Genomic DNA, 22,919 nt, shown 5'->3' with positions numbered 1-22,919 from the left:
ACCATGCCCGAAGCCCCGCTCACCCCGGCCAAGCGTACCCTGGGCGAAGAGGGGACATTTGCGCCCAACGCGCCCGCCCCGTTCGTCGAACTGGGCGTGACCAGCAATTTCTCTTTTCTGCGCGGGGCGTCCGACGCGGTCGATCTGGTGCTGACCGCGCACGCGCTCGGCTATGACGCGCTCGGCATCGCCGACCGCAACACGATGGCCGGCGTCGTCCGCCTGCATGGCGAGGCGAGGACCGCGCGGATGCGGCCGGTCATCGGCTGCCGGCTCGATCTGGTCGATGCGTCCTCGCTGCTCGCCTATCCGAAGAGGCGCGCCGGCTACGGGCGCCTGTGCCGGCTGTTGTCGGCGGGCAAGATGCGCACGGTCGACGGCGCCTGGCAGGACAAGGGCGCCTGCGACATCACGCTGGCGATGGCCACCGAAACGCTGGGCGGTGTCGACGATGTGGTGCTGATCGCCGTGCCGGGCGCGCGGCTCGACGCGTTCGCCGCTTCCCTGCCGCGTCTGCGCGAGGCGCTGCCGGTCAGCCACATCGCCGCCGCGCATCTTTATCGCGGCGACGACCGGGCGCGGATCAACCGGCTTTCCGAACTGGCAAGGACCTTCGGGCTGAAGCTCGTCGCCACAAACGACGTGCACTATCACACGCCGGCGCGGCGGCCGCTGCAGGACGTGATGACCTGCATCCGCGAGAAGGTGACGATCTTCACCGCCGGCCGGCTTCTGGACGCCAATGCCGAGCGGCACCTGAAGAGCCCGGCCGAGATGGCCCGCCTTTTCGCCGACTGGCCCGAGGCGATCGCCGAGAGCCGGGTCATCGCGGACGCCTGCACGTTTTCGCTCGACGAGCTTCGCTACGACTATCCGCGCGAGACCGTGCCCGAGGGCAAGACCGTCGACGGCTATCTGGCCGAACTGACCTGGCAGGGCGCGGCGCGGCGCTATCCGGACGGGGTGCCCGGCCATGTGCGCGCGACGGTCGAAAGGGAACTGGCGCTGATCGGCAAGCTCGACATCGCCCGCTATTTCCTGACCATCCACGAGATCATCCGCTTTGCGCGCAGCCGTGACATCCTGTGCCAGGGGCGCGGCTCGGCGGCCAATTCGGCGGTCTGCTATTGCCTCGAGATCACCGCGGTCGACCCGGCCCAGCACGATGTGCTGTTCGAGCGCTTCATCTCCGAGGAGCGCAAGGAGCCGCCCGACATCGACGTCGATTTCGAGCACGAGCGGCGCGAGGAGGTGATCCAGCACATCTACGACAAATATGGCCGCGACCGCGCCGGCCTGTGCGCCACGGTGATCCACTACCGGCCGCGCATGGCGGTGCGCGAGGTGGGCAAGGTGATGGGCCTGTCCGAGGACGTGACCTCGGCGCTGGCGCGTACGGTCTGGGGGTCGTGGGGCTCGACGGTCGATGGCGACAATGTCAACGAGGCCGGGCTCGACCTGAACGATCCGCATCTGAAGCGCACCATCGCGCTCGCCGACGAGCTGATCGGCATGCCGCGTCACCTCAGCCAGCATGTGGGCGGGTTCATCCTGACCGAGAAGCCGCTCGTCGAGACGGTGCCGATCGGCAATGGCGCGATGGCCGACCGCAGCTTCATCGAATGGGACAAGGACGACATCGACGCGCTCGGCATCTTCAAGGTCGACGTGCTGGCGCTGGGCATGCTGACCTGCATCCGCAAATGTTTCGAACTGATCGCGGTGCATTACGACCGGCCGCTGACGCTGGCCTCGGTGCCGAAGGAAGATCCGGTCGTCTACGACATGCTGTGCCGGGCCGATTCGGTCGGCGTGTTCCAGGTGGAAAGCCGGGCGCAGATGAACATGCTGCCGCGCCTGAAGCCGCGCACCTTCTATGACCTTGTCATCGAGGTGGCGATCGTCCGGCCCGGCCCGATCCAGGGCGACATGGTCCATCCCTATCTGCGCCGCCGGTCGAAGAAGGAACCGGTGATCTATCCCTCGCCCGGGCCGGAACACGATCCGGACGAACTGAAGAACATTCTGGGCCGCACGCTCGGCGTGCCGATCTTCCAGGAACAGGCGATGAAGATCGCCATGGTCGCGGCGCGTTTCTCGCCGGTCGAGGCCAACCAGTTGCGCAAGGCGATGGCGACCTTCCGCTCGCGCGGGCAGGTGACCGCGCACAAGGAGAAGATGGTCGGCCGCATGGTCGAGCGCGGCTACGATCCCGAATTCGCCGCGCGCTGCTTCTCGCAGATCGAGGGGTTCGGCGAATATGGTTTTCCCGAAAGCCACGCGGCAAGTTTCGCGCATCTGGTCTATGTGTCCAGCTGGATGAAGTGCCACTATCCGGCGGCCTTCTGCGCGGCGCTGCTGAACTCGCAGCCGATGGGGTTCTACGCGCCCGCGCAGATCGTGCGCGATGCGCGCGAGCACGGCGTGACCGTGCTGCCGCCGGACGTCAACTTCTCCGAGTGGGACAATCTGCTCGAACCGCTCGCGCCGGGGGTCTGCGCGGTGCGGCTCGGCTTCCGGCAGATCGACGGGTTCGCCACCGAAGACGCGGCGAAGCTGATCGCCCGTCGCGACCGGCCCTATGAGAGCGTCGAGGAACTGAGGTCACGCGGCAGGGTGTCGGCGCGGGGCATCCAGTTGCTCGCCGCAGCCGACGCGTTCGGCTCTGTCGGCCGCGACCGGCGCGCGGCGCTGTGGGACGCGCGCGCGATCAAGCCGGCGCCCGACCTGCCGCTTTTCACCCATGCCGAGGCGGCCGACGAGGGCGCCGACACGCCGGCGCTGCTGCCGGCCATGCCGCTGAGCGAACATGTGGTCGCCGACTATCAGACGGTGCGGCTGTCGCTGAAGGCGCATCCGCTGTCCTTCCTGCGCGCGACGCTCGCCGCGCGCGGCTTCATCCGCACGGCCGACCTCAGGGACAAGCGCTTCGGCGCGCGCGTCGCGGTCGCCGGCATCGTGCTGATCCGCCAGCGGCCGGGCAGCGCCAAGGGCGTGGTGTTCGTCACCATCGAGGACGAGACCGGATCGGCCAATCTGGTGGTCTGGCCGAAGGTGCTGAAGCAATATCGCAAGGTGGTGATGGGCGCCCGGCTGATGGCGGTGCACGGCACGGTGCAGGCGAGCGAGGGCGTCATCCATGTCGTCGCCACGCACCTCGTCGACGAGACCGGCCGGCTGACCGCGCTGTCCGAAGACCTGCTCGAGCCGGAAATCTCCCGCGCCGACGAGGTCAAACGGCCGGTGATGGGCCATGCCGGACGGCATCCGCGCAATGTGCGCGTGATCCCGAAAAGCCGGGATTTTCATTGAACGATGTCAGCCGGCCGGGTCGAACGGGTTGACCAGGTCGAGCCCGAAATCGGCGAAATCGCGCACGTTGCGGGTGGCGAGCGTCGCACCATGGGTCAGGCAGATGGCGGCGATCATGAGGTCTATATCGGTTCGTGGCCTTCCATCTCGTTCGGCGCGCGCCCGGATCACGCCATATTGCCGGGCGGCCATCAGATCGAAGGCCAACACGCGGCCGCCAAATCTGGTCTCCACCTGCTCATCGAGCGCCCTCAAATATCGATCTGATCGATCGCGGAGCAGGACGCGCTGAGCGCCATAAGCCAGTTCCGCGACAACGGGGGCACACAGATAAAGGGATCCGATGTCCTGCCGCCTGATCCACTGTCCAACATTCTGATCGAATTTCGTATTCTGGGTCTCGGAGATGATGTTGGTATCGAGGACAATCATTCGAAATCGGGAACGTCACGACTTGCGTGCCGACGGCTTTCCGACGTTGCCTCCATCAACTTCCGATGCTCGTCCTCTGTCAGAAGTGCATCCAGGAAGGGCAGGCGTAAGAGATCGAATGTATCCAAATCCGCCTCTTGCGGTGCTCTCTCCGGCTCCCGCAGTCCCTTGCGCAGCAAGTCCTTGGCTTCGTCGGACAGACTGCGGCCACTGCGCGCAGCCCGCGCCTTCAGCTCCATCCGCAACGGCTCGGAGATGTTTCTGATCAACAAATCGCTCATCGCGACATGATGATATCGCTGATATCATCTGTCAATGATCTCAGCGGACCTCGCGGCGCATCTCCTGGACCGCCTGCATGAAGTCGGCATGTTCCTCGTCGGTCATGAATGCACCTTCAAAGGCTTCACGCAGCGCGTCGAATGCGTTGTGCTGCCCGGCCTGCCGAGCGCGGCCCGCCTCGATGACATCATCCAGCAGAGCCTTGGCCTCGTCGGACAGGCTCCGCCCACTCTGGCGGGCGCGCGCCTCGAGATCGGCACGCATATGCTCCGGAACGTCGCGGATCACGATGTCTGCCACTGGCACCTCCATCGCCAACGGGTCTCACCCCATCATAGGGGGCGACCTGTCGGGCAACAAGCTACCCCGCATAGATCACCAGAAGGTCCTTGGCGTCGATCTGGTCGCCGGCCTTGACCAGCACGTCGGAGACGGTGCCGTCGCGCTCGGCGTGCAGCGCGGTCTCCATCTTCATCGCCTCGATCGAGACCAGCACGTCGCCCTTCCTGACCTCCTGTCCGGAGGCGACCGAGACGGTCGAGATCACGCCGGGCATCGGCGCGCCGACATGGGCGGCGTTGCCGTCCTCGGCCTTGCGGCGGGCGACCGAGCTTTCGGCGCCATGCACCCGGTCGGGCACCTTGACGCGGCGCGGCTGGCCGTTGAGTTCGAAGAACACGGTGACCATGCCCTTGTCGTCCGGCTCGCCGATCGCAAGGCACCGGATCACCAGCGTCTTGCCGCGTTCGATGTCGACCAGGATCTCCTCGCCGGCCGGCAGGCCGTAGAAATAGTTCGGCGTCGGCAGATTGCTGACCGGGCCGTACTTGTCCTGGGCGAGCGCGAAATCGGTGAACACCTTGGGATACATCAGATAGGCGGCGAACTCGTACTCGTTCACCTGCCGGCCGATCTTCTCCTCGATCTCGGCGCGGCGCGCCTCCATGTCCTCGGGCGCCAGCAGCGAGCCGGGCACGTCGGTATAGGGTTGTTCGCCCTTGAGCACCTTGGTCTGGATGTCGGTGGGCCATCCGCCCGGCGGCTGGCCGAGATCGCCGCGCATCATCGAGACGACCGAATCGGGGAAGGCGATGTCCTTTTGCGGGTTCTTGACGTCCGCGACGGTCAGGTCCTGGCTGACCATCATCAGCGCCATGTCGCCGACCACCTTGGAGGACGGCGTCACCTTGACGATGTCGCCGAACATCATGTTGACGTCGTGATAGGCGCGCGCCACCTCGTGCCAGCGCGTGTCCAGACCCAGCGAGCGCGCCTGTTCCTTCAGGTTCGTGAACTGGCCGCCGGGCATCTCGTGCAGGTAGACCTCCGAGGCCGGGCCCTTCAGGTCGCTCTCGAACGCCGCGTACTGGTGCCGCACCGCCTCCCAGTAGAACGAGATGCGCCGGATCCATTCCGGATCGAGGCCGGGATCGCGCCTCGTCCCGGTCAGCGCCTCGGCGATCGAACCAAGGCAGGGCTGCGCCGTCAGGCCGGACAGCGCGTCCATCGACGCATCGACCGCATCGACGCCCGCATCGATCGCGGCAAGGATGGTGGCAGCGGCGATGCCCGACGTGTCGTGCGTGTGGAAATGCAGCGCCAGGTCGGTTTCCTCGCGCAGCGCCTTGAACAGGACCGAGGCGGCGGCCGGCTTGAGCAGGCCGGCCATGTCCTTGATGGCGATCATGTGCGCGCCGGCCGCCTCCAACTCCTTGAGCATGGCGACATAATATTTCAGGTCGTATTTGGGCCGCGCCGAATTGAGGATGTCGCCGGTGTAGCAGATCGCCGCCTCGCAGATCCTGTCCTCTTCGGCGACCGCGTCCATGGCGACGCGCATGTTCGGCACCCAGTTCAGGCAGTCGAACACGCGAAACAGGTCGATGCCGCCGGCCGCTGCCTGGCGCACGAAGTGCCTGACGACATTGTCGGGATAGTTGGTGTAGCCGACGCCGTTGGCGCCGCGCAGCAGCATCTGCAAAAGGATGTTGGGCGCCGCCTCGCGGATCAGCGCCAGCCGTTCCCACGGGTCTTCGGTCAGGAACCGCATGGAGACGTCGAAGGTCGCTCCGCCCCAGCATTCCAGCGACAGAAGGTTCGGCAGCGCACGCGCATAGGTGCCGGCGATCTGCGCCATGTCATAGGTGCGCATGCGCGTTGCGAGCAGGCTCTGATGGCCGTCGCGCATGGTGGTGTCGGTGATCATCACCGGATCGTGCTCGCGCAGCCACTGGCCGAACTTCGCCGGGCCCATCTCGTCGAGCATCTGCTTGGTGCCGCGCTCGGGCACCGGGCCGCCATGGAAGGGCGGTTCGGGCGGGGCGGCGTGCGCGGGCGGCTTCGGCCGGCCCTTGGTTTCCGGATGGCCGTTGACGGTGACGTCGGCCAGATAGGTCAGAAGCTTGGTCGCCCGGTCCTGCCGCTTGACGGCGGTGAACAGTTCCGGCGTCGTGTCGATGAAGCGGGTCGTATAGCTGTTGGACCGGAAATCGGGATGGCCGATGATCGCCTCGAGAAAGGTCAGATTGGTGGCCACGCCCCGGATGCGGAATTCGCGCAGGGCCCGGTCCATCCGGTCGATGGCCTCCTGGGGCGTCGGCGCCCAGGCGGTGACCTTTTCCAGAAGCGGATCGTAGAAGCGGGTGATCACCGCGCCCGAATAGGCGGTGCCGCCGTCGAGCCTGATGCCGAAGCCGGTCGCGCCCCGGTAGGCGGTGATCCGGCCATAATCGGGAATGAAGTTCTGCTCGGGGTCCTCGGTGGTGATCCGGCACTGCAGGGCATGGCCGTGCAGCGTGATGTCGTGCTGCGCCGGAACGCCGGAGCCGGGCTGGCCGATCGTCTCGCCTTCCAGGATCCTGATCTGCGCCTTGACGATGTCGATGCCGGTGACCTCCTCGGTCACGGTGTGCTCGACCTGGATGCGCGGATTGACCTCGATGAAGTAGAAATTGCCGCTGTCGGCATCCATCAGGAATTCGACCGTGCCGGCGCCGCGATAGTCGGTCGCCCGGGCGATCTTCATGGCGTATTCGGCCAGCTCGTTGCGCTGGGCGTCGTCGAGATAGGGGGCGGGCGCGCGCTCGACCACCTTCTGGTTGCGCCGCTGGATCGAGCAGTCCCGCTCGAACAGATGGACGATGTTGCCGTGCGTGTCGCCCAGCACCTGCACCTCGACGTGGCGGGCGCGCTCGATCAGCTTTTCGAAATAGACCTCGTCCTTGCCGAAGGCCGCCTTGGCCTCGCGCTTGGCCTCGGTCACCTCGCGCTCGACATCCTCTGCGGCGCGGATGGCGCGCATGCCGCGCCCGCCGCCGCCCCAGGAGGCCTTCAGCATCACCGGAAAGCCGATCTCGGCGGCGAGCTTTCTGACCTCGTCCATGTCGTCGGGAAGCGGTCCGGTCGCCGGCACGACCGGCACGCCGGCATCGACGGCAATGTTGCGGGCCGAGACCTTGTTGCCGAGCGCGCGCATCGTCCCGGCGGTGGGGCCGATGAAGATGATGCCGGCCTCGTCGCAGGCGTCGACGAATTCGGGGCTTTCCGAAAGAAGCCCGTAGCCGGGATGGATCGCGTCGGCGCCGGACTGCTTGGCGACGCGGATCACCTCGTCGATGGACAGGTAGCTCTCGATCGGGCCGAGGTCCTTGTCGAGGTGCCCGCCCCGGCCGACCTGATAGCTCTCGTCGGCCTTGAACCGGTGCAGGGACAGCTTGTCTTCCTCGGCCCAGATGGCGACCGTCGTCATGCCCAGTTCGTTGGCGGCGCGCAAAACGCGGATTGCGATCTCGGACCGGTTGGCGACGAGCAGTTTCTTGATGGCCACGATCGATGTCCCCGATTATGAAATGCAGAAAAGCAACCGGGCCTGTTTAGCGGTTCGCATTGTGCGGCGCAAACACGGATGGGTTGCGTCTGCGCAGACGAACGGAGCTGACATGACCGACAAGCCGAAGGCGCAGATGCCGGTCGCGGAACCGGCCGCGCCGGACCGGGCGCTGCCGGCCGGGGCGTGCGACGCCCACATCCACATGGTGGCGGGCCCGGGGGAATTTCCGCTCTGGGACGGCCGCGTCGAGGACCCCGCTCCCGGTCCGCGGTTCGAGGACTGGATCGGTCTTTACGAGCGGCACATGGCAGTGCTCGGCATCGACCGCGTGGTCGTGGTCCACTCGATCCTCTACGGGGCCGACAACGCGGTGACCAAGGCCGCGGTCGCGCGGCTCGGCCGCGACCGGGCGCGCGGCATCGGACTGGTCGACGACCGAGCCGGGGACGCCGAACTCGACGCGCTCGCCGAAGCCGGCCTTTGCGGCGTGCGGCTCAACTACGTTCATGGCGGCGTGCTGAGCTGGGGCGGGGTGACCGCCATGGCCGACCGGCTGAAGGCGCGCGGCATGCATGTGCAGATGCTGATGAACGCGCACCGGCACATGGCCGAACTCGAGGACGGCGTGCGCGCCATGCCGGTGCCTGTCGTCTTCGACCATATCGGCTGGCCCGACGTCGCGGCGGGTCCCGACGAGCCCGGTTTCCGGCGTCTGTGCGCGCTCCTTGCCGACGGCAAGGCCTTCGTGAAGCTCTCGGGGCTCTACCGGCTCGCCGACGCGCCCTACGAGGCGACCGATGCGCTCGTCACCGCGCTGGTCCGGGCCAACCCGGAGCGATGCCTTTGGGGCAGCGACTGGCCGCATCTGATGCTGGCCGATGCGAAGATGCCCGATGCGGGTGCGCTCTTGAACGCGTTCCTGCGGGTGGTCACAGACACGGCGACGCGCCGGCGCATCCTCGTCGACAATCCGGCTCGGCTTTACGACTTCTGAGCCGCGAAAATTGTTTGCCGCCAGCGCGTCAAAGCTTTGAACCGCGCGCGATCTGGACTACCAAGAGCCGCTTGCCCGGAGCCCGTCATGTCGACCGTTCAACACACCGAAGCCGGCGCACCGCGCGATGCCCGGCGCCTGCACCTGGCGCGGCTGGCGGTGTACGCGGCGTTCTTCGTCAACGGCTTCATGGTCGGCCACTGGGCGACGAAGATCCCGGTGCTGGTCGAGCGGCTCGGCATCTCCGAGGCCGTGCTGGGGCGTCTGATCGTGCTGTTCGGCATCGGCGCGGTGTTCGCGCTGATCGGCGGGGCATGGATGGTCACCCGCATCGGCTCGGTCGCCGTGGTGCGCTGGACCTCGGTCCTGCTGGCGCCGTCGCTGGTGCTGCTGACGCTGGCGCCTTCGCTGCCCGCGGCGGCGCTGGCGCTGCTCTGGCTCGGCGTGTTCCTGGGCGCGATGGACAATGCGATGAACGCCAACGGCATCGGCGTCGAGCGCGCGCTCGGTCGGCCGGTGATGTCCTCGTTCCATGGCTTCTGGTCGCTGGGCGGGGTGGCCGGCGGCCTCACCGGCGGCGCGATGATCGCCGCCTTCGGCGAGATGGGCCACGCGCTGATCGTCGGCGCGATCGTCCTGGTGCTGGCGGTCTGGGCCTTCGGTCACTACCGGCCCGACGACGCGGCGATGCGCCAGAGCACCGGTTCTGGCGGATGGCGGGGCTTGCCCCGGTCGCCGGGCATCTACGTGCTCGGCCTGGTCACGCTGCTGGCCTATGCGCCCGAGGGCACGGTCATCGACTGGAGCGCGCTGTATCTGCGCGAGGAACTGGGCGCGCCTTTGGTGGTCAGCGGCTATGCCTATGCCGCCTTCTCGGCCACCATGGCGACGATGCGGCTTACCGGGGACAGCCTGCGTGGCCGTTTCGGCGACCGGCCGATGTTCGTGGCGAGCGCGCTGCTGGCTGCGACCGGGCTCGTCGCCGCCGGCATGGCGCCGGGCTTCGTCTTCGCCTGCCTCGCCTTTCTGGTCGCGGGGATCGGCATGGCCAATCTGGCGCCGATCATGTTCTCGGCCGCCGGCGCCTATCAAGGCCTGCCGCCGGCCGTCTCGATCGGCGTGATCACCACCTTCGGCTATGCCGGCCTTCTGTTCGTGCCCGCCTTCGTCGGTGCGGTCGCCGACGCGTTCTCGCTCGCGGTCGTGTTCGCGGCGTGGGGCGTGGTCGTCGTCGCGGTCGCTCTCGCCGGACTGGTCGTTCCCGGACTGCCGTCGCGATCGAGCGGCAGGGCCGACAGCGCCTCGGCAAGAAAGTCGTAGACCCGCCGCACCTTTGCGCTGTGGCGCAGTTCGCGGTGCGAGGCGAGCCAGACCGGCAGCGGGTCGATGGCCAGTTCGGGCAGGACGCGAACCAGTTCACCCGAGCGCCGCGCCACGTGGATCGGACCGAAGCCGATGCCGGCGCCCGCCCTGACCAGCTCCCAGTAGGCGATCTGGTCGTCGGTGCGGATGTGGAACGCCGAACGGTCATAGTAGCCGATCAGGCGCCGCATGCCCCGTTCGATCAGGTCCGACCGGTCGTAGCCGATCAGCGTGTGCCGGAACAGGGCGTCCAGATCGGCGGGCGTGCCGGCGCGCGACAGATAGTCCGGATGCGCCCACGCGCCCATGGCGAAATCGCCCACCTTGCGTGCGATCAGGTCGTTCTGGGTCGGCCGGGCCATGCGCACGGCGATGTCGGCATCGCGCGCGAGCAGGTTGGCGATCGCGTCGCTCGGCGCCAGTTCGATCTCGAGCGCCGGCTCGGCGCGGTGCAGATCGGTCAGCAGCGGCGGCAGAACGTAGGTCGACATGACGCGGCTGGCGGTGATCCGGATGACGCCCTCGACCCGGGTCTCCTGGTCGGCGGCCGCCATGGCGAAGGCGGCGGCGCTGTCGCGCATCGCGGTCGCCTCCTCGGCCAGCCGCAGCGCGGCCTGGGTCGGGACCATGCCGGCCCGGCCCCGTCCGAACAGGACGAGGCCCGTCTGCGCCTCGAGTTCGGCGACGTGGCGGCCGAGCGTGGGTTGCGACACGCCGGTCGCGCGCGCCGCGCCGCTCAGCGTACCCGCCTCGATCACGGCGAGGAAGCTGCGAACCAGGTTCCAGTCGAAGCGAAGATGTTCCATCCACCAATGAATACCAAACATCCGCAATCTGGTCTATCGATACGTAAGGGAAGGGCTCATACCGGTTCCGACAACACGATCCGAGAAGGAGAACCAATATGAGCACCATCGTCATTGCCGGCGCGGCCGGTCGCATCGGCTTCAACGCCGCACGCGCCTTCGTCGCCGCCGGCTGGACCGTGCGCGGCATCGCGCGCGGCGAAAAGCTGAAGCGTCTGCCACAGGGCGTCGAGCCGGTCGAGGCCGACGCGTTCGATCGCCAGGCCATGATCGACGCCTGCGCCGGGGCGGACGTGGTCCTGCATGCGCTCAACCCGACCTACGACAAATGGGCCACGCACGTCGTGCCGATGGCCGAGAACGTCCTTGCGGCGGCGAAGGCGGCCGGCGCGACGCTGATGCTGCCGGGCAATGTCTACAATTTCGGCACCGGCATCGGGATGGATACGTCCGAGGACGCACCCATGCCGGCGGATACGGAAAAGGGGCGCCTGCGCGTCGACATCGAGGAGAAGTTCCGCGCCGCCGCGGCCGAGGGCGTGCAGACCATCGTGCTGCGCGCGGGCGACTTCTTCGGCGGGCCGGTCGACGGAAGCTGGCTCGATCTGGTCATCGCCAAGGATCTTCGCAAGAACCGGTTCGTCTGGCCGGGGCGCCTGGACGTGCCGCACGCGTTCGCCTACCTGCCCGATTTCGGCGCGGCCTTCGTGGCGGTCGCCGAAAAGCGCGGGGAACTGGGCCGGTTCGAGCGGTTCCACCTGTCGGGTCACACGGTGACCGGCGCGCAGTTTCACACTGCCATGGAGGCGGCGGTGGGCCGTTCGCTCAAGCCCGGGTCGGTGCCGTGGCGGCTGCTGCGGATCGTGGGCCTCTTTAACCCGGTCCTGCGCGAGGTGATCAAGATGCGCTACCTGTGGGACGTGCCGCATTCGCTGGACGGATCGAAGCTCGCCGCGCTGATCGGCACCGAGCCGCACACGCCGCTCGACGACGCGCTGCGGCAGGCGGTCGCCGACTTGAAGCTGGACGGGGAGCGCCGCTAGGATCGATCCGGTCGCGCTGGTTGTCCATGGTCTAATTTACGCGCAGAGAGGCTTCGCGTTAGACGGGGCCCACGCGCCGGGTCACGGGAGAGGCCGGGCGGACCGAGCATGAGGGGCCGCGCGCCCGAACCCAGTGGAGGAATCCGATGTCAGCTGATGTGTATCCGGTACCGGCGGCGGTCAAGAAGAAGGCGTTGATCGACGAGGCCACCTACAAGACCTGGTACAAGCAGTCGATCGACGATCCCGAAGGGTTCTGGATGAAGCACGGCCAGCGGATCGACTGGTTCAAGCCCTACACCAAGGTCAAGAACACCTCGTTCACCGGCAAGGTCTCGATCAAATGGTACGAGGACGGCGTCACCAACGTCGCCTACAACTGCGTCGACCGGCATCTGGAACGGCGGGGCGATCAGGTCGCCATCATCTGGGAAGGCGACAATCCCTACGACGACAAGAAGATCACCTATCGCGAGCTTTACGAGCATGTGTGCCGGCTCGCCAACGTGCTCAAGCGACGCGGCGTCAAGAAGGGCGACCGGGTGACGATCTACATGCCGATGATCCCCGAGGCCGCCTACGCGATGCTGGCCTGTGCGCGGATCGGGGCGATCCACTCGATCGTCTTCGGCGGCTTCTCGCCGGACGCGCTCGCCGACCGCATCGTCGACTGCCAGAGCCATTTCGTGATCACCGCCGACGAGGGGCTGCGCGGCGGCCGGGTCATTCCGCTCAAGAAGAATGTCGACCTGGCGATCGAGGAGGCCGAACGCGAGGGCGTCAGCGTCGACACGGTACTGGTCGTCCAGCGCACGGCCGGCAAGATCGACTGGTACTCCGAGCGCGACGTCTGGTATCACGATGCGGTCAAGGCCGAAAAGGCCGACTGCCCGCCGGCCAGGATGAAGGCCGAGGACCCTCTGTTCATCCTCTATACGTCCGGCTCGACCGGCAAGCCCAAGGGCGTGCTGCACACGACGGGCGGCTATCTGGTCTACGCCTCGATGACGCACCAGTACGTGTTCGACTGCCAGGACGGCGACATCTACTGGTGCTCGGCCGATGTGGGCTGGGTGACCGGCCACTCCTACATCGTCTACGGCCCGCTCGCCAACGGCGCGACGACGCTGATGTTCGAGGGCGTGCCCTCCTATCCGGACGCCTCGCGCTTCTGGCAGGTGGTCGACAAGCATCAGGTGACGATCTTCTACACCGCGCCGACCGCGATCCGCGCGCTGATGGGAGCGGGCGTCTCCTACGTCAACCGCACCTCGCGCAAATCGCTGCGGCTGCTGGGTTCGGTCGGCGAGCCGATCAATCCGGAGGCCTGGGAATGGTACCACAACGTCGTCGGCGAGAAGAAATGCCCGATCGTCGACACCTGGTGGCAGACCGAGACCGGCGGCATCATGATCACGCCGCTGCCCGGCGCGACCAAGCTCAAGCCGGGCTCTGCAACGCGGCCCTTCTTCGGCATCCAGCCGCAACTGGTCGACAATGAGGGGCAGGTGCACACCGAAACCGTCGCCGAGGGCAATCTGTGCATCATCGATTCCTGGCCCGGCCAGATGCGCACCGTGTTCGGCGACCACGAGCGCTTCATCCAGACCTACTTCTCCAACTACAAGGGCAAGTACTTCACCGGCGACGGCTGCAAGCGCGATGCGGACGGCTATTACTGGATCACCGGCCGGGTCGACGACGTCATCAACGTGTCGGGCCACAGGATGGGCACGGCCGAGGTGGAATCGGCGCTGGTCAGCCACGACGCGGTGGCCGAGGCCGCCGTGGTCGGCTACCCGCACGACATCAAGGGCCAGGGCATCTACTGCTACGTGACGCTGATGAGCGGCTATGATGCCGACGACGCGCTGCGCAAGGAACTGGTCCAGCATGTGCGCCGCGAGATCGGGCCGATCGCCTCGCCCGACAAGATCCAGTTCGCGCCGGGCCTGCCCAAGACCCGTTCGGGCAAGATCATGCGACGCATCCTGCGCAAGATCGCCGAGGACGACTACTCGTCGCTGGGCGACACCTCGACGCTGGCCGATCCGTCGGTTGTCAACGATCTGATCGAGAACCGGCAGAACAAGCACTGACCGGCCGGCGCCTGACGCTCCCTGCGGGCGTCAGGCGAAGCCGCGCTCGAAATAGACGATCAGGCCGACCGCGCCGAAGAACAGCGCGATCAGCACGCCGACCGCAAGGGCGCGATTGTTGGCGTAGGCGGCGGCGACATGGTCGCCGAACAGGTGCACCATCAGGGCCAGGAAGAAATAGCGCGTGCCGCGCGCGATCAGCGTGGCGGCGACGAACAGCGCGAACGGATAGCCCGTCGCGCCGGCCGAAACGATGGCGAGCTGGAACGGGATCGGTGGCAGCATGCCGACAAGCACGATCGCCAGAAAGCCGTAGCGGTCGAACATTTCGGCAAAACGCGCCTGCTCGTCCTGCCAGCCGGCCAGCGCGACGAAGCTGTTGCCCGCCGCCTCCATGAAGAAATAGGCGATGAAGTAGCCGACCACCGCGCCGGCCAGCGCGCCGAGCGTCACGCTGGTCGCCATGCGCCAGACATGGTCGCGCGCGTACTGCATCAGCGGCAGCAGCACCAGTTCGACGGGCATCGGCAGGATGGTGGTCTCGCCGGCCGACAGCCAGAACAGGCCGGTGATGCCCGCCCGGCCCTGGCGCACGCGCGCCAGCCATCGCTTGAACGATCGTCCCGTCACGACACCATCCGTCTTTTTTCCCGGATTTCGCCGTGGATCGGGGCTTTTTTGAGACGCATCGGGCGGCCCGGCCTCACAGCGGCGGATCGTCGAGGCCGCCCATGCGGCACACTTCGAGCCACTCCTCTTTGGTTACCGGCTGCACCGAAAGGCGCATCGAGGTGACGAGCGCCATGTCGGCCAGTCTCGGGTTGGCCTTGACCGCCTTCAGGCTGACCGGCTCGGGCATGTCGCACACGGCGCGGACGTCGACGCATTCCCAGCGCGGATCGTCGGTGGTCGAATCGGGATGGATTTCCTTTGAGACCTCGACGATGCCGACGATCTCGAGGCCCTCGTTGGAATGGTAGAAGAACGCCTTGTCGCCCAGCTTCATGGCCCGCATGTTGTTGCGCGCCTGGTAGTTGCGGATGCCGTCCCATTCCTCGCCGGCATCGCCCCTGGCCTTCTGCTGCTCCCAGGACCATTTGAACGGTTCGGACTTGAAGAGCCAGTAATTCGACATCGGGGCCTCGGAAATCGGTGAACGGTGCACGGTGAATAGAGCAAGCCGTGGCCGCTTGTCATCAGGCCGGACCGTCTCTCACAACGCGCTATTGCCCTTCCACCCTGATCGGACGCGCCATCAGCGCGGAGACGGCCGCGTCCACGCCGAGGCGCCCGTCGAGGATGTCGGCGACGGCGGCGATGATCGGCGCCTCGATGCCGTGGTCGCCGGCGATGCGCGCGGCAATGTGCGCGGTGGCGACGCCTTCGGCCAGCTTGAGCCCGGACGTGTCCTCGCCGCGCCCCAGCGCCAGGCCATAGGCAAAGTTGCGCGACTGCGCCGAACTGCAGGTCAGGATCAGGTCGCCGAGGCCGGACAGGCCGGCGAGCGTTTCGACGCGCGCGCCAAGCGCCTCGGCCACGCGCGTCATTTCGGCGAAGCCGCGCGCGGTCAGCGCGGCCTGCGCGCTGGCGCCGAGCCCGCGTCCGGCGACGATGCCGGCGGCGATGGCGAGCACGTTCTTGAGCGCGCCGCCATATTCGACGCCGGTCGGATCGCCGCCCGCGTAAAGCCGCAAGCCGGGCCGGGAGAGCGCCTCGGCGGCGGCGAGCGCGGCCTTTTCGTCGGCCATGGCGAGCGTGACGGCGGTCGGCAGGCCGCGCGCGACATCGGCGGCGAAGCTGGGACCGGACAGTACGGCGGCGCGGTTGGCCGGCGCGGTTTCTGCGATGACCTCGCTCATCAGGTCGCCCGAATCGCGCTCGATCCCCTTGGCGCAGGAGACGAGCACCATGTTGGCGTGAAGGTGCGGCACCATGGCGGTTAGCATGGCGCGCATGGTCTGGGCGGGCACGGCCAGCAGCACGAAACGCGCGCCATCGAGCGCCTCGGCCAGATCGGTGGTCGCGGCGATCGCGCCCGGCAGTTCGGCGGCGCCCAGATAGAAGCGGTTGGTCCGTTCGGCGTTGATCTGGCGCACCACGCCGGCATCGCGCCCCCACAGCGTGACCGGTGCGCCGCGCGCCATCGCGCAGGCAAGCGCGGTGCCCCAGGCGCCCGCGCCGATCACCGCGACGCGGCCGCTCATGCCTTGGCGCCCTTGCGGCCCGAGCCGATCAGCGGCTCGCTTGACGGATCGAGCGGCCAGCGCGGGCGCGGCGCCATATCGAGCGGGTCGGCGTGCCCCAGCCGTAGATGTTCGAGCCCCGCCCAGGCGATCATCGCCGCATTGTCCGAACAAAGCTCTGTCGGCGGGGCGAGAAAGGCAAAGCCGTGCCTTTCGCACAGCGTCTCGAGCATGGACCGGATCGCCCGGTTGGCGGCGACGCCGCCGGCGACGACGAGCGTCGGCGACGGATCGGCGATCTCGGCGCGGTAGCGGACAAGGCTGCGCCTGACGCGATCCTCCAGCGTGTCGGTCACGGCCTTCTGGAAGGAGGCGCAAAGGTCGGCCACGTCCCGGTCGTCGAGGTCGCCGAGCGCGGTGGCCTGCTGGCGTAGCGCCGTCTTCAGGCCGGAAAAGGAGAAATCGGGCCGGTCCTCGCCCTTCAGCGGCCTGGGCAGGGCGAAACGGCCCGGATCGCCCGCCGTCGCCGCCTCTTCGACCGCCGGTCCGCCCGGATAGCCGAGGCCCAAGAGCTTGGCGGTCTTGTCGAAGGCCTCGCCGAGCGCGTCGTCGATGGTCGTCGCCCAGCGGGCATAGTCGCCGAGCCCGCGCGCCAGCACGATCTGGGTGTGGCCGCCCGAGACGAGCAGAAGCAGGTAGGGAAAGGCGAGCCCGTCGGTCAGGCGCGGCGTCAGCGCGTGCCCTTCAAGGTGATTGACGGCCAGGAACGGCTTGCCCCTGGCCAAAGCGATCGCCTTGGCTGTCATGGTCCCGACGATCAGCCCGCCGATCAGCCCCGGGCCGGTGGTGGCGGCGATGGCGTCGACATTGTCCCAGCCGGCTCCGGCTTCGTCCAGCGCGCGGCGAACCACCTGATCGAGCTTGTCGACATGGGCGCGCGCGGCGATCTCGGGCACCACGCCGCCATAGGCCGCATGATCGTCGAACTGGCTGTGGATCACGTTGGAGAGGATGCGGCCGCGCGCCGCATCGCCGTCGCTGCGCACCAGCGCGGCGGCGGTCTCGTCGCAGCTCGTCTCGATGCCCAGGACTGTCGGCATGGGTAATCCTGCGGACCCGGCGAAGGGTCGATTGCCGCTCGTGGCGGTTCGCGTTAGGGATTTGTCCGCCTATCACGGATCGAGGGGGAAGCAAACGGTGGCACGGACGTTCGGCACGGTCAGGATCGGAACGCGCGGCAGCCCGCTGGCGCTGGCGCAGGCGCACGAGGTGCGCGACCGGCTGGTCGCCGCTCATGGCATGGCGGCCGAGACGATCGAGATCGTCGTCATCTCGACCAAGGGCGACCGGGTGCAGGACCGCGAGCTCAAGGAAATCGGCGGCAAGGGCCTGTTCACCGAGGAGATCGAGGCGCAGCTTGCCTCGGGCGAGATCGACCTGGCCGTCCATTCGTCCAAGGACATGCCGACCAAACTCCCTGAAGGGCTGGCGCTGAACGCGTTCCTCGAACGCGAGGACCCGCGCGATGCGTTCATCGGCCGGGCGGCGCCGTCTCTTGCCGCGCTGCCGGTGGGGGCCATCGTCGGCACGTCCTCGCTGCGGCGGCAGGCGCTGGTGCGCCGCGCGCGGCCCGACCTGACGGTGGTCGGCTTTCGCGGCAATGTGCAGACGCGGCTCAGAAAACTCGACGAGGGCGTCGCGCACGCCACGCTGCTCGCCAATGCGGGCCTGCGGCGGCTGGGCATGGCCGAGATCATCACCGATCTGATGGAAATGGACGTGTTCCCGCCGGCGCCGGGGCAGGGCGCGATCTGCATCGAGGGCCGCAAGGGCGACGAACGCACCGATGCGCTCGTCGAACCGCTCGACGATGCCGACACCCATGTCGCGCTCGCCTGCGAGCGGGCCTTTCTCGCCGCGCTTGACGGCTCTTGCCGCACGCCGATCGCCGGCCATGCGCGCATCGATGGGGACACGATCGCCTTTGCCGGGACGATCCTGACGCCCGACGGCACCGAGGCGCACGACATCGAGACGAGCGGTGCGGCATCCGACCCCGCCGCGCTCGGCCGCGCCGCCGGCGACACGCTGCGCGCGCGGGCCGGATCGGCGTTCTTCGAAAGCTGGGTCTGATCGTGACGCGACGGCCACGGGTTCTGGTGACGCGGCCCGAGCCCGGTGCTTCGCGCACGGCCGCCGCGCTCGCCGGGGCCGGGCTCGATCCCGTCGTCATGCCGTTCACGCGGACGGTCGGACTGTCCGTGCCGGCAGACCGGATCGCCGCCGCCGGGGCATGCGACGCGGTCGTCGTCACCAGTGCCAAGGCGCTCACTCACGCGCCCGCGGCGCTGCGTGCCGCCCTTGCCGGCAAGCCGGTCTTCACGGTGGGCGATGCGACCGCAGCGGCCGTGCCCGACGATGCCGGGACGGTCATGTCGGCGGATGGCGACGCGCTTGCGCTTGCCGATCTGGTCGCGAGCGAACTGCCGAAGGGGCGGTCCGTCCTTTACCTGTGCGGCCGCGTGCGCACCGGCACGCTCGAAGACGCCCTGTCCGATGCCGGATACGCGCCGGTGCTGATCGAGACCTATGATGTCGAAAAAGTCAGTCATCTGACTGATACGCTGATCGAGTGTCTGCGTGAGGCGCCACCCGACGCCATCATGTTCCACTCGGGCGTATCGGCCGGCCTGTTCCTTGAGGCGGTGGCGGATCAGGACCTTAATGAAGTGCTTGATAAAATTGATTTTTTCGTCATTTCCGAGCGCGTCGCCAGACGACTCGAAACGATGCCGTCGCGCAGCGTGACGGCATCGCCGGAACCGCGCGACGATGCTCTTGTGGCGTGCGTGCGCCGGGCGATGGCCGGCCGATAGACGCTCTTGCCGCGCTGACGGCTTTCGATTCCCGAAGGCCGTGCTAGAAGCGGATCAGAACTGGTCCGACGCACACAATGGAGAGCGTTCATGGCAAAACGCGCACGACCGTCGCAAGGCGCGGGACGCGGCGGAACCCGCAAGCCGGTCACCATCGATCTGGAGGCCAACAAGGCCGCAAAGGATACCGGCAAGCCGGCGCCCGACAAGGCCGAAGGCGCGCCGGATCCCGCTGTCAGCCCGGCCGAGCCGGTCGCCATGGACCAGGCGAAGACGTCCGGCGGGAAGGATGCGGCGGCCGGTGAGGCCGGCAAGGACGCGGCCGCGCGTCCGGATGCGGCGTCGCCCGCGACCTCCGAGAAGTCCGCCGCAAGCGCGAGCGCGGCGGGCGGCGCGGCAAAAGACGCGACGCGATCGTCGGCCGCCGGAGGCGTGCGCGATGGGGGTGCCGACCGGTCGGCCACGCCGCCGCCACCTGCGCGCCGCGGCGGCATCGGGCCGCTGCTTGGCGGCATCATCGGCGCGCTGATCGCGCTGTTTGCCGCCGCCGCCCTGCAATGGTTCGGTGCGTTGCCTTCGGTCGGCCAGGGAGCCGAACCATTCGACTCCACGCCGATCGAACAGAACATCGCCGATCTGGAAGCACGGATCGCCGAATTGGGCGAACAGCAGCAGACGGGTACCGGCGAAGCGGGTCTGTCCGCCGAGGCGCGCGCGGAGATCGATGCGGCCGTCGAGGCGGCCCGCCAGCAGGGCGCCGAGGCGATGGACGCGATCGAATCGGTTTCCGCCGAGCTTCAATCGCTGCAATCGGCCGTCTCATCGGGCGAAGCGGGCGATGGCGCCGCCGCGCAGGCCCTGTCGGAACGGCTCGAGGCGCTCGAGGGCGAGATCGCCGACGCGCTCGGCGGCGAGGACAGCATCGCCGCGCTGCAGGACCGCCTCGCCGCGATCGAGACCGACCTTGGCGACGATGGCGGCCAGGCGCTCGGCGACGTGCCCGCCGCGCTGGAGGGGATCCGGAACGATCTGGGCGCGCTCGGCGAGGAGGTGGAGGCCATTGCCGGCGAGATCGCGCCGCTCGGCCAGTCCGTCGAGGCGTTGCGGGCGCGGCTCGACGAGGAACTGGCGGCGCTGCGCGACCGGGTTGCGAGCGCCGAGGAGACGATCGCCGAGGGCGGCGCGGACTCGGCCTCGGTCGCCCGCGCGGTCGCGGCGGCCGGCCTGAAGTCGGCGATCGACCGGGGCAGCGCGTTCGCCACCGAACTTGAAGCCTATGCCTCCGTCGCCGGCGAGGACGAGACCGTTGCCGCGCTGCGCGACTATGCCGCCTCGGGCGTGCCGACGGTGCCGCAGCTTGCCGATTCGTTCGGCCCGGTCGCCAACCGCATCGTCGCCACCGGTCAGGGGCTGGATGAGAACGCCTCGATCGCCGACCGGCTGATGGCGAGCGCGCGCGGCCTGGTGCAGGTGCGTCCGGTCGGCGAGGTCGAGGGCGACACGCCCGGCGCGATCGCCGCGCGCATGGAGGCGCGGCTGAAGGAAGGCGATCTCGACGCGACGCTGGCCGAGTGGGAGACGCTGCCCGAAGCGGCGCGCGCGGCGTCCGAGGACTTCATCGACCAGGTGCGCGCCCGCCGGACGGTCGACCAGCTCGTCGCCGACGCGCTGTCGTCGGCGATGGCGGCCGCCGGTCCCGAAGAAGCCGGCCAGTAAGGGAGACCGGACATGATCAAGATCCTGATCTTCATCGCGCTCGTCTTCGCGCTCGGCTTCGGTTTCGCATGGCTGGCCGACATGCCCGGCGACGTCGCGATCACGGTGGGCGACCAGCTCATCAACGTCTCGCTGATGGTCGCCGCCGTCGCGATCGTCTCGATCGTCGCGCTGATCATGTTCACCTGGTGGCTGATCCGCGTCGTCTTCACATCGCCCGAGCGGGTCAATCGCTATTTCCGCGCCCGCAAGCGCGATCGGGGCTACCAGTCGCTGTCGACGGGCATCATCGCGGCCGGCGCCGGCGACAGCACCACCTCGCGCAAGATGCTCAAGCAGGCCGGCGGGCTGCTCAATGAGACGACCGAACCGCTGATCCAGCTTCTGGACGCGCAGACGACGCTGCTGGAAGGCAAGCACGCCGAGGCGCGCGGCAAGTTCGAGGCGATGCTCGACGATCCCGAACTGCGCATGCTCGGCCTGCGCGGGCTCTACATGGAGGCGCAGCGGCTCGGCGATCGCGAGGCACAGAAGCACTATGCCGAAAAGGCCGCCGAACTGGGGCCGCAGCTCGTCTGGGCCGGCAAGGCGGCGATCGATCTGAAGACCGCCTCGGGCGACTGGGACGGCGCGATCAAGCTCGTCGACAAGCAGAAGCAGGCCAAGCAGATCGCCAAGGAGGACGCCGACCGCAAGCGGGCGGTGCTGCTGACCGCGCTCGCCATGGACAATGCCGAAAGCGATCCGCAGAAGACCAGGCAGGCCGCGCTCGAGGCCCACAAGCTGGCGCCGGGCTTCGCGCCGGCGGCGGTGACGGCGGCCGAGGCGTGCTTCCGGCTCAACGAGATGCGGCGTGGCGTCAAGGTGCTGGAGACCTGCTGGCGCAAGCAGCCGCACCCGGACGTCGCCCTGGCCTACGTCAATGCGCGGCCGGGCGATTCGGCGCTCGACCGGCTCAAGCGCGCGCAGCGGCTCGAATCGATCAAGCCCAACACGGCCGAGAGCTGGCTGATCGTGGCCCGCATGGCGCTCGAGGCGGGCGAGTTCGAAAAGGCGCGCAAGACCGCCGGCGCGCTGCTGCGCAACGAGCCCCGCGAGAGCGCCTTCATGCTGATGGCCGACATCGAGGACGCCGAGACCGGCGATCAGGGCAAGGTGCGCGAGTGGCTGTCGCGGGCGGTGCGCGCGGCGCGCGACCCGGCCTGGACGGCGGACGGCATCGTCGCCGAGAAATGGGCGCCCTTCTCGCCGGTGACGGGGCGGATCGACGCGTTCGAATGGAAGGTGCCCGTCGAGCGCACCGGCGCGCTGATCGAGAACGATCTCGATCCGATGGAGCCGGGCCGGCCCCGCCGCGACGCACGGCCGGACGATGACGGGGACGACAGCGTCGTGCCGGCGCTTCCGGCGGCCGATGCGGTGATGCGCGCCAAGGACGACGTGGTCGACGCGCAGGCCGAACCGGTCAAGCCGAAGGGCGAGCCGGTCGATCTGAAGGCCCGGGTCGAGGCCTCCCGGCGCGCGCGGGAGGCCGAACGGTCGGGCGCCGATCCCGATATCGAGATGGCCGCCGAAGCGGTCGCCGCCGACGCGGAGGATGCGACACCGGCGTCCGCCGACGCTTCCGAACCGGCGCCGACCGGGACGGCCAACACGGCAGAGGCCCCCGACGCCGAAGAAAGACCGTCCGCATCCGAGCCGAAGCCGCCTGCGCCGCCCGCGCCTGCCGCAGACCCGCCGGCGGGCAATGGCGAAACCGGCGGCGACGCGCCCGAAAAGCCGTCCGAAGCCCCGAAGCCGGACGCCGCCGGGGCGACGACGGTCGGAGACGAGGCCGCGCGGAACGGCTCGGGGCGCGGGTCGGACGGCGCCAGGGACGATGAACGGAGCGACCGGCCGCCGATCCCCGACGATCCGGGCATTGACCCGGATGCGGAGACCGAGCCCGACAAGCCCCGGCGCTTCCGGTTGTTTTGACGGCGTGG

At 68.4% G+C, this 22,919-nt stretch carries 17 protein-coding genes and 1 pseudogene; 9 read left to right on the top strand and 9 right to left on the bottom strand.

Going from position 1 to position 22,919, the window contains the following annotated elements; translation table 11 throughout:
• Positions 1 to 3: 3 nt before the first annotated feature.
• On the top strand, positions 4 to 3,312 hold the full coding sequence (locus E0E05_RS17000) for an error-prone DNA polymerase (RefSeq protein WP_131617775.1): 3,309 nt from the start codon (positions 4 to 6) through the stop codon (positions 3,310 to 3,312).
• 6 nt (positions 3,313 to 3,318) lie between these two features.
• Here E0E05_RS17000 and E0E05_RS16995 read toward each other — a convergent pair whose 3' ends face one another.
• The 4 genes from E0E05_RS16995 to pyc all read right to left on the bottom strand — a co-directional run bounded on the left by E0E05_RS16995 (position 3,319) and on the right by pyc (position 7,852).
• Complete coding sequence (locus E0E05_RS16995) at positions 3,319 to 3,744, bottom strand: type II toxin-antitoxin system VapC family toxin (protein WP_131617774.1); 426 nt, start codon at positions 3,742 to 3,744, stop codon at positions 3,319 to 3,321.
• Entirely contained in the window at positions 3,741 to 4,025 is a 285-nt protein-coding gene (locus E0E05_RS17515; RefSeq protein ID WP_192900423.1) for a FitA-like ribbon-helix-helix domain-containing protein, read from the bottom strand. The genes E0E05_RS16995 and E0E05_RS17515 overlap by 4 nt, the downstream gene beginning before the upstream one ends.
• A gap of 40 nt (positions 4,026 to 4,065) precedes the next feature.
• Positions 4,066 to 4,326 (bottom strand): FitA-like ribbon-helix-helix domain-containing protein, encoded by a 261-nt coding sequence (locus tag E0E05_RS16985; RefSeq protein WP_131617773.1) that lies wholly within the window; start codon positions 4,324 to 4,326, stop codon positions 4,066 to 4,068.
• A gap of 61 nt (positions 4,327 to 4,387) precedes the next feature.
• A complete protein-coding gene (gene pyc, locus E0E05_RS16980; protein ID WP_131617772.1) occupies positions 4,388 to 7,852 on the bottom strand; it encodes a pyruvate carboxylase in 3,465 nt (1,154 codons plus the stop codon).
• A 112-nt stretch (positions 7,853 to 7,964) separates the two neighbouring features.
• On the opposite strand from pyc, the gene E0E05_RS16975 reads away from it, so the two are divergent.
• On the top strand, positions 7,965 to 8,849 hold the full coding sequence (locus E0E05_RS16975) for an amidohydrolase family protein (RefSeq protein WP_131617771.1): 885 nt from the start codon (positions 7,965 to 7,967) through the stop codon (positions 8,847 to 8,849).
• An 87-nt stretch (positions 8,850 to 8,936) separates the two neighbouring features.
• Positions 8,937 to 9,869, top strand: a pseudogene (locus E0E05_RS17765) (MFS transporter); the annotation flags it as partial.
• A 116-nt stretch (positions 9,870 to 9,985) separates the two neighbouring features.
• Here the strand turns inward: E0E05_RS17765 and E0E05_RS16965 are convergent.
• Complete coding sequence (locus tag E0E05_RS16965) at positions 9,986 to 11,017, bottom strand: LysR family transcriptional regulator (RefSeq protein WP_131617769.1); 1,032 nt, start codon at positions 11,015 to 11,017, stop codon at positions 9,986 to 9,988.
• Positions 11,018 to 11,115: 98 nt separating this feature from the next.
• Between E0E05_RS16965 and E0E05_RS16960 the strand changes: the two genes are divergently transcribed.
• A complete protein-coding gene (locus E0E05_RS16960; protein WP_131617768.1) occupies positions 11,116 to 12,060 on the top strand; it encodes an NmrA family NAD(P)-binding protein in 945 nt (314 codons plus the stop codon).
• A 146-nt stretch (positions 12,061 to 12,206) separates the two neighbouring features.
• Positions 12,207 to 14,159 (top strand): acetate--CoA ligase, encoded by a 1,953-nt coding sequence (gene acs, locus E0E05_RS16955; RefSeq protein ID WP_131617767.1) that lies wholly within the window; start codon positions 12,207 to 12,209, stop codon positions 14,157 to 14,159.
• Positions 14,160 to 14,189: 30 nt separating this feature from the next.
• Here the strand turns inward: acs and E0E05_RS16950 are convergent, their stop codons facing one another.
• The 4 genes from E0E05_RS16950 to tsaD all read right to left on the bottom strand — a co-directional run bounded on the left by E0E05_RS16950 (position 14,190) and on the right by tsaD (position 17,442).
• The gene (locus tag E0E05_RS16950) at positions 14,190 to 14,789 is read right to left on the bottom strand and encodes a YqaA family protein (protein WP_131617766.1); all 600 of its coding nucleotides are present in this window, start codon (positions 14,787 to 14,789) and stop codon (positions 14,190 to 14,192) included.
• Between the two features lie 73 nt (positions 14,790 to 14,862).
• Complete coding sequence (locus E0E05_RS16945) at positions 14,863 to 15,294, bottom strand: EVE domain-containing protein (protein WP_131617765.1); 432 nt, start codon at positions 15,292 to 15,294, stop codon at positions 14,863 to 14,865.
• A gap of 88 nt (positions 15,295 to 15,382) precedes the next feature.
• Positions 15,383 to 16,363 carry an NAD(P)H-dependent glycerol-3-phosphate dehydrogenase gene (locus tag E0E05_RS16940; protein WP_131617764.1) on the bottom strand — a complete coding sequence of 327 codons (981 nt, stop codon included), beginning with the start codon at positions 16,361 to 16,363 and terminating at the stop codon, positions 15,383 to 15,385.
• Positions 16,360 to 17,442: a tRNA (adenosine(37)-N6)-threonylcarbamoyltransferase complex transferase subunit TsaD gene (gene tsaD / locus E0E05_RS16935; protein WP_131617763.1), complete on the bottom strand. Its 1,083-nt coding sequence runs from the start codon at positions 17,440 to 17,442 to the stop codon at positions 16,360 to 16,362. The genes E0E05_RS16940 and tsaD overlap by 4 nt, the downstream gene beginning before the upstream one ends.
• On the opposite strand from tsaD, the gene hemC reads away from it, so the two are divergent.
• From hemC to E0E05_RS16915, 4 genes are all read left to right on the top strand, one after another.
• Positions 17,441 to 18,475 (top strand): hydroxymethylbilane synthase, encoded by a 1,035-nt coding sequence (gene hemC, locus E0E05_RS16930; protein ID WP_131617762.1) that lies wholly within the window; start codon positions 17,441 to 17,443, stop codon positions 18,473 to 18,475. The two genes, tsaD and hemC, sit on opposite strands and share 2 nt — an antisense overlap.
• Before the next feature lie 2 nt (positions 18,476 to 18,477).
• A complete protein-coding gene (locus E0E05_RS16925) occupies positions 18,478 to 19,218 on the top strand; it encodes a uroporphyrinogen-III synthase (protein ID WP_131617761.1) in 741 nt (246 codons plus the stop codon).
• Positions 19,219 to 19,308: 90 nt separating this feature from the next.
• The gene (locus E0E05_RS16920; protein WP_131617760.1) at positions 19,309 to 20,934 is read left to right on the top strand and encodes a COG4223 family protein; all 1,626 of its coding nucleotides are present in this window, start codon (positions 19,309 to 19,311) and stop codon (positions 20,932 to 20,934) included.
• A gap of 12 nt (positions 20,935 to 20,946) precedes the next feature.
• Positions 20,947 to 22,911 carry a heme biosynthesis protein HemY gene (locus E0E05_RS16915; protein WP_131617759.1) on the top strand — a complete coding sequence of 655 codons (1,965 nt, stop codon included), beginning with the start codon at positions 20,947 to 20,949 and terminating at the stop codon, positions 22,909 to 22,911.
• Positions 22,912 to 22,919: the final 8 nt, after the last annotated feature.

It is taken from the genome of Roseitalea porphyridii (genome assembly GCF_004331955.1).
Classification (GTDB): domain Bacteria; phylum Pseudomonadota; class Alphaproteobacteria; order Rhizobiales; family Rhizobiaceae; genus Roseitalea; species Roseitalea porphyridii.
The sequence above is the reverse complement of the archived record's forward strand: the minus strand, read 5'-3'. Positions and strand labels throughout refer to the sequence as shown.

What these genes read in the sequence shown, in the direction of transcription:
- E0E05_RS17000 (WP_131617775.1), top strand. Translation starts at nt 4, where the DNA reads ATGCCCGAAGCCCCGCTCACCCCGGCCAAGCGTACCCTGGGCGAAGAG.
- E0E05_RS16915 (WP_131617759.1), top strand. Translation starts at nt 20,947, where the DNA reads ATGATCAAGATCCTGATCTTCATCGCGCTCGTCTTCGCGCTCGGCTTC.
- tsaD (WP_131617763.1), bottom strand. Translation starts at nt 17,442, where the DNA reads ATGCCGACAGTCCTGGGCATCGAGACGAGCTGCGACGAGACCGCCGCC.
- E0E05_RS16975 (WP_131617771.1), top strand. Translation starts at nt 7,965, where the DNA reads ATGACCGACAAGCCGAAGGCGCAGATGCCGGTCGCGGAACCGGCCGCG.
- E0E05_RS16920 (WP_131617760.1), top strand. Translation starts at nt 19,309, where the DNA reads ATGGCAAAACGCGCACGACCGTCGCAAGGCGCGGGACGCGGCGGAACC.
- E0E05_RS16960 (WP_131617768.1), top strand. Translation starts at nt 11,116, where the DNA reads ATGAGCACCATCGTCATTGCCGGCGCGGCCGGTCGCATCGGCTTCAAC.
- hemC (WP_131617762.1), top strand. Translation starts at nt 17,441, where the DNA reads ATGGGTAATCCTGCGGACCCGGCGAAGGGTCGATTGCCGCTCGTGGCG.
- E0E05_RS16945 (WP_131617765.1), bottom strand. Translation starts at nt 15,294, where the DNA reads ATGTCGAATTACTGGCTCTTCAAGTCCGAACCGTTCAAATGGTCCTGG.
- E0E05_RS16995 (WP_131617774.1), bottom strand. Translation starts at nt 3,744, where the DNA reads ATGATTGTCCTCGATACCAACATCATCTCCGAGACCCAGAATACGAAA.
- acs (WP_131617767.1), top strand. Translation starts at nt 12,207, where the DNA reads ATGTCAGCTGATGTGTATCCGGTACCGGCGGCGGTCAAGAAGAAGGCG.
- E0E05_RS17515 (WP_192900423.1), bottom strand. Translation starts at nt 4,025, where the DNA reads ATGAGCGATTTGTTGATCAGAAACATCTCCGAGCCGTTGCGGATGGAG.
- E0E05_RS16940 (WP_131617764.1), bottom strand. Translation starts at nt 16,363, where the DNA reads ATGAGCGGCCGCGTCGCGGTGATCGGCGCGGGCGCCTGGGGCACCGCG.
- E0E05_RS16965 (WP_131617769.1), bottom strand. Translation starts at nt 11,017, where the DNA reads ATGGAACATCTTCGCTTCGACTGGAACCTGGTTCGCAGCTTCCTCGCC.